General features: G+C 72.7%; 6 protein-coding genes. All 6 read left to right on the top strand.

The window, feature by feature from the left end:
* The coding region (locus tag E1293_RS43175; RefSeq protein WP_207939451.1) for a Gfo/Idh/MocA family protein at positions 1-887 on the top strand (887 nt) is incomplete at its 5' end.
* 3 nt (positions 888-890) lie between these two features.
* On the top strand, positions 891-1742 hold the full coding sequence (locus E1293_RS43170; RefSeq protein WP_132205340.1) for a fumarylacetoacetate hydrolase family protein: 852 nt from the start codon (positions 891-893) through the stop codon (positions 1740-1742).
* Between the two features lie 48 nt (positions 1743-1790).
* The gene (locus tag E1293_RS43165) at positions 1791-3431 is read left to right on the top strand and encodes an ABC transporter substrate-binding protein (RefSeq protein ID WP_132205338.1); all 1641 of its coding nucleotides are present in this window, start codon (positions 1791-1793) and stop codon (positions 3429-3431) included.
* Between the two features lie 62 nt (positions 3432-3493).
* On the top strand, positions 3494-4453 hold the full coding sequence (locus tag E1293_RS43160) for an ABC transporter permease (protein ID WP_132205336.1): 960 nt from the start codon (positions 3494-3496) through the stop codon (positions 4451-4453).
* Positions 4450-5337, top strand: coding sequence for an ABC transporter permease (locus E1293_RS43155; RefSeq protein ID WP_207939450.1), 888 nt, complete (start codon positions 4450-4452; stop codon positions 5335-5337). Before E1293_RS43160 ends, E1293_RS43155 begins: the two co-directional genes overlap by 4 nt.
* A partial coding sequence (locus E1293_RS43150) for an ABC transporter ATP-binding protein (RefSeq protein ID WP_132205333.1) occupies positions 5334-6263 on the top strand: 930 nt, incomplete at its 3' end. The genes E1293_RS43155 and E1293_RS43150, both read left to right, overlap by 4 nt.

Below are 6263 nucleotides of genomic sequence, written 5' to 3'. Positions count from 1 at the left end.
GGTTCGGGACCCAGGACCACCAGCACGACATGTACGTTCCCGCGTTCCAGGAACACGCCGGGTTCGAGGTCGTGGAGAGCGGGCTTCCCGACCTGCCCGGCGCCGTCCGCGAGTCGGGCGCCGAGGTCGTGTGCGTGTGCGCGCCGCCCGCCGACCGTGCGGCGCGGGTGATCGAGGCCCTGCGCGCCGGGTGCCACGTCCTCGCCGACAAGCCGCTCGCGCTGGACGCCGCCGGTGTCGAGGCGATCGCGGCCGCCGCCGACGAGACGGGCCTGGTCTGCATGCCCGCGCACCACCACCGGTTCGGCGCCGCCGTCCAGGCCGCCAAGGGCGCGCTCGCCTCGGGACGGATCGGGCTACCCTGGAACGTCCAGGCCGACTTCCTCGTCGACGGCGGCGACCCGTGCCCGGACGGCGAACTCGTCAACTTCGGCCTCTACCCCGTGGACGTCGTGCGGGCCCTCACCGGGCAGGCGGTCCGCCGCGTGCACGCGCTGCCGGGCCGCGAGCAGGGCCGGCTCACCGTCCTGCTGCTCGACCACGAGCACGGCCTGACCAGCACGATCACCGTCGGACGGCTGCGCGGCACCGCGGACGCTCCCGGCATGGCGCTGCACCGCTACCGCGTCAGCGGCACCGGCGGCGTCATGGACGTCGACGCCGCGAAGCCGGGCGCGTCCGTCCGGACGGTGACGGGCGACCGCACCGCCTGGCACGGCCCCGGCACCGTCGCCCGGATGCTGACCGCCCTGCACACCGCCGTCGTCACCGGCCGCCCGCCCGAGGCGGGCCCGGCCGACGCCCTCGCCGCGCTGCGCGTCACCGACGCCGCCGCCCGCTCCCTCGCCCTCGGCACGCCCGTGCCGATCGACTCCCCGGAGGTCTGATCCATGAAGCTCGCGACGTACCGCCTGCCGGACGGCGAAGTCCGCCACGGCGAGGTCGTCGACGGCGGCCGCGTCACCGACCTCGGCGCCGGCGACCTCTCGGCCCTGGCGGGCGCGCTCGGCTCGGTGCCGTCCGGCGAGCCGGCCCACGCCCTGGACGAGGTGACGCTGCTCGCGCCGCTGCTGCGTCCGGGCAAGGTCCTCGCGGTCGCCGCGAACTACCAGGAGCACGTGACCGAGACGGGCGGGGACGAGATCGACAAGTCGCGGATCTCGCCGCGGCTGTTCATCAAGCCCGGCACGTCCGTCAGCGGCCCCGGCGAGGACATCGCGCTGCCGTCCGTCAGCCCCAGCATCGACTGGGAGGCCGAACTGGTCGCGGTGATCGGGCGCGGCGGCAAGGACATCCCGGTCGAGGACGCCCTGACCCACGTCGGCGCCTACACGATCGGCAACGACGTGTCGGCCCGGAAGATGGACTACGGCCACGACCGCGACACGGGCGACTCCGCGGTCGCGTTCTTCGACTGGCTGAACGGCAAATGGCTCGACGGGTTCGCCGCGCTCGGCCCGTACCTCGTCACCGCCGACGAGGTCCCCGACCCGCAGAAGCTCGAAGTGATCCTTGAGGTCAACGGGCGGGTCCGGCAGCACGGCGACACCGGTCAGATGATCTTCAACGTCGCGGAGCTGGTCGCGTTCGCGTCCCGGCTGATGACGCTGGAGCCCGGCGACGTGCTGTACACCGGCACGCCGTCCGGGGTGGGGATGGCATCGGGGGAGTTCCTGTCCGCAGGCGACGAGATGACGGTCCGCGTGACCGGGCTCGGCAGCCTGGTGAACCGCGTCCGCTGAGCGGACCAGTGGCCGGTACCCCGGCCACCGCCGAGAAGAGGCAAGTCAATGACCATTCGCTCCGGCAGAACGAAGGCCGGCAGATCCGGACGGGGAGCCGCCGCGGCCGTGCTGGGCGGCGTGCTCGCGGCGGGCGCGCTCGCCGCCTGCAGCTCCGACCCCACGCAGAAGTCGTCCGGCGGGGACGCGGGCGTGCTGAACATGTACCTGTACCAGAAGCCGAAGACGTTCAGCCCGCTCGCGCCGAACAACGGGCCCGACCAGCTCGTCATGTCGTTCATCTTCGACTCGCTGTACGGCGCGGACGCGTCCTACGCGCTGAAGCCGCACCTGGCCGCCGCCGCGCCCGAGATCTCCGGCGACGCCAAGACGATCACGCTCAAGCTGAAGCCCGGCCTGAAATGGAGCGACGGGAAGCCGCTCACCGCCAAGGACGTGGTGTTCACCTTCACCGCCCTCGCCGACCCGGCGACGGGCAGTGCGCAGGCGGGCAAGTTCGCCGCGGTGACCGGCGCGAAGGACCTCGCCGACGGCAAGGCCGACTCCCTCAAGGGCGTGACCGCGCCCGACGCCGCCACCGTGAAGATCACCACGACGCGGCCGGCGGCGGGGCTGCCGGGCCTGATCGGCAACACCCCGATCCTGCCCGAGCACGTCCTCGGCGCGGAGCCGGCGAAGGGGCTCGGCGACAACGGCTTCTTCACCAAGCCGACCGTGGGCTCGGGCGCGTTCACGTTCGTCGACTACAAGACCGACCAGTACGTCGAGCTGAAGGCCAACCCGAACTTCCGCGAGCCGGTGTCGATCAAGAAGGTGTACCTGAAGCCGGTCACCTCCGACGTGGCGACCGCCCAGCTCCGCACCGGCGAGATGGACCTCACCCAGGTCTCGCCGACCGACCTGCCGACCGTCAAGAAGATGGACGGCGTCAAGGTCGTGTCCGCCAAGAGCCCCGGCTTCACCCGGATCGCCCTCAACCAGTCGGAGGCCCGGTTCAAGGACGCGCGCGTCCGGCAGGCGTTCCTCACCGCGATCGACCGCAAGGGCCTGGTCGGCAAGGTGCTCGGCGGCGCCGGGACGGTCGTGAACACCAGCTTCTACGGCGACGCCGCCACCACGGCCGCGAACGCCTACGCCTACGACCAGGCGAAGGCGAAGAGCCTGCTCGCCGCGGCCGGCTGGGACGGCTCCAAGCCCGTCACGCTGTCGTGGATCCCCGGGCAGCGCGACCGCGACACCGCCGTGACGGTGATCCAGAGCCAGCTCAAGGCCGTCGGCGTGGACGTGAAGCTCAAGCAGGTGCAGGCGGACGAGCTGCTGTCGTCCTACGAGAAGAAGTCGTACGACCTGGCGCTGTTCGGCGGCGGCAACTACGCGACCGAGCCGTCCACCGTCGCGACCATCGACGCCTGCGACCAGGCGTACCCGGCGGGCGGCAACGTCGCCCGCTTCTGCGACCCGAAGCTGGACGAGCTGCTGTCCAAGGCCGACTCGGTCGCCGACCCGGGCGAGCGCAAGGGCCTGTTCCAGCAGGCCGCGAAGGTCGAGAACGCGCAGGTCCCGTACCTGTGGCTCTACAACCCGGACACGGTCTGGGCCTACCGGACGCGCCTGTCCGGCTTCGAGCCGGCCGGCCTCCCGACCAACGAGGTCGGGACCTGGGACTTCGCGAACTGGAAGCTGAGCTGACCCCGGCCGGGCCGGGGGCGCGCGCCCCCGGCCCGGCCGCCATGGACGACAGGAGGTGAGGCGTGGCGGTCTACGTCATCCGGCGGCTGCTGGTGAACGCGCTCGTGTTCCTGCTGATCAGCGTCGGGATCTTCGTGCTGGTGCGGGCCGCGCCCGGCGACCCGGTCCGCATGATGGTCGACCCCGAGCAGATGCGCGGCGGGGGCGCCGCGTTCATCGAGGCCAAGCGGCATGAGCTGGGACTGGACCGGTCCGTCGTCGTCCAGTACGGGCACTGGCTGAAGGGCGCGCTGCACGGCGACTTCGGCTCCTCCTACGTCGGGCACCGTCCCGTGTCGGCGGTGCTCGGCGAGCGGGTCGGGCCGACGCTGCAGCTCATGGGCGCCGCCCTGGCGATCGCGCTGGTGGTGTCGGTCGCGCTCGGCGTGGCCGCCGCCGTGCGCCGCAACACCGCCGTCGACTACGGCGCCACCGTCCTCGGCCTGGCCGCCGTGTCGGTGCCGCCGTTCTTCCTCGGCATCGTCGGGATCTACCTGTTCTCCCTGAAATGGGGCGTGCTGCCCTCGGCCGGGATGACCACGCCGGGCGGCGGCGGGCCCGCCGACCAGCTCCGGCACCTGATCCTGCCGGGGCTGATCCTGGCGTTCGTCACCGCCGGGCCCTTCACCCGCTACGTGCGCGGCGGCCTGGTGGACGAGCTGGGCGCCGACTACGTCCGGACGGCCGAGGCGAAGGGCGCGTCCCGGGCCCGCGTCGTCCTGCGGCACGCGCTGCGCAACTCGCTGATCCCGCTGATCACCGTGGTGATGTACCAGATCCCGCAGATGCTGGCGGGCGCGGTGGTGATCGAGCAGGTCTTCGCCTGGCCCGGCATGGGGCAGCTCGCGGTCAGCTCGATCGAACAGCACGACTACCCGGTCATCGTCGGGTTCGCGCTGTACGTGGCGATCCTGGTGCTGCTCTGCAACCTGATCGCGGACGTCCTGTACGCCGTCGTCGACCCGAGAGTGAGCCTGCGATGACGACGATGAAGGTGCCTCCGCAGAAGGCGCCGGCCGTGTCGGCGTCGCCGCGGGCGCGGGCGGTGCGGCGGTTCCGGCGCAACCGGCTCGCCGTCGCCGGGAGCGCCGTGCTCGCCGCGGTGGTGCTGGTGTCGCTGCTGGCGCCGTGGATCGCCGGGCATCCGAACGCGGTCGACCTGGACGCGGTGCGGCAGGGACCGTCCGGCGCGCACTGGTTCGGCACCGACACCTCCGGCCGCGACATCTTCGCCCGCACCCTGCACGCGGGACGGGTGTCGCTGCTGGTCGGGCTGGCCGCCGCCCTCGGCGCCGTCATCGTCGGCACGCTGTTCGGCGCGGTGTCCGGGCTGTTCGGCGGCGTGGTCGACAACGTGATCATGCGGATCGCCGACATCGTGATGTCGTTCCCGACCGTCGTCGTGATCCTGGTGCTGGCCGGGATCGTCGGGCCGAGCGTCACCGTCCTGATCGTCGCGATCGGGCTGACGCAGTGGCCGGTCGCCGGCCGGGTGGTGCGCGGCGTGACGCTCTCGCTGCGCGACCGCGAGTACATCCAGGCCGCCGAGGCGTCCGGGGCGAACCCGTGGTGGCTGATCCGCAAGCACATCGTCCCCGCGGCGCTGGCGCCGGTCACGGTGACCGGCACCCTCGCCGTCGCGCAGGCGATCATGCTGGAGACCACCGCGTCCTTCCTCGGGCTCGGCGTCCGGCCGCCGCAGGCGAGCTGGGGGAACATGCTGAACGACGCGCAGAACCTGACGCTGATCCAGACGATGCCGTGGCTGTGGATCCCGCCGGGCATCGCGATCGCGGTGACGGTCCTCGCCGTCAATTTCGTCGGGGACGGCCTCCGCGACGCCGTCACCCCGGGAGGACGCACATGACCGCGCCTTTGCTGGAGATCGAGGACCTGGTCGTCGAGTTCGCCGGCGACGAGGAGACCGTCCGGGCCGTGGACGGTGCCGGATACACCGTCGCCCGCGGCGAGACGCTCGGCGTGGTCGGCGAGTCGGGCTCGGGCAAGAGCGTCAGCGCGATGTCGGCGCTCGGCCTGATCAGGCCGCCGGGCCGGGTCGTCTCGGGACGCGTCGTGTTCGACGGCTCCGACCTGCGCGCGATGCGCCCGCGCGAGCTGCGGAAACTGCGCGGCGGCCGGATAGCGATGATCTTCCAGGATCCGATGACCGCGCTGAACCCGGTGGTGACGATCGGCGCGCAGATCCGCGAGGCACTGCGCCTGCACCAGCCGGGCATGTCCCGGGCCGCCGCCCGCGAGCGGGCCGCCGAGCTGCTGACGCTCGTCGGGGTGCCGGGCGCGGAGCGGCGGCTGAAGCAGTACCCGCACGAGTTCTCCGGCGGCATGCGGCAGCGCGCGATGATCGCGATGGCCATCGCCAACGACCCCGACCTGCTGATCGCGGACGAGCCGACGACCGCGCTGGACGTGACCGTCCAGGCCCAGGTCCTGGACCTGCTGCGGCTGACCCGGCGGGAGACCGGCGCCGCCACCGTGCTGATCACCCACGACCTCGGCGTGGTCGCCGAGCTGGCCGACCGCGTCGTCGTGATGTACGCGGGACGGGTCGTCGAGCACGGCACCGTCGCCGCGATCTTCGACTCGCCCCGGCACCCGTACACGCGGGGCCTGCTGGAGAGCCTGCCCGCCCTGGACGGCGACGCCGACGAGCTGACCCCGATCCCCGGATCCCCGCCCGCACCGGGCGAAATCGCGGAGGGCTGCGCGTTCGCGCCGCGCTGCCCAATGGCGCGCGACCGGTGCCGCGTGGAACGTCCCGAGTTGACCCAGCTC

It is taken from the genome of Actinomadura darangshiensis (genome assembly GCF_004349235.1).
Taxonomy (GTDB): Bacteria; Actinomycetota; Actinomycetes; order Streptosporangiales; family Streptosporangiaceae; genus Spirillospora; species Spirillospora darangshiensis.
This window is presented reverse-complemented; position numbering and strand designations above follow the sequence as displayed.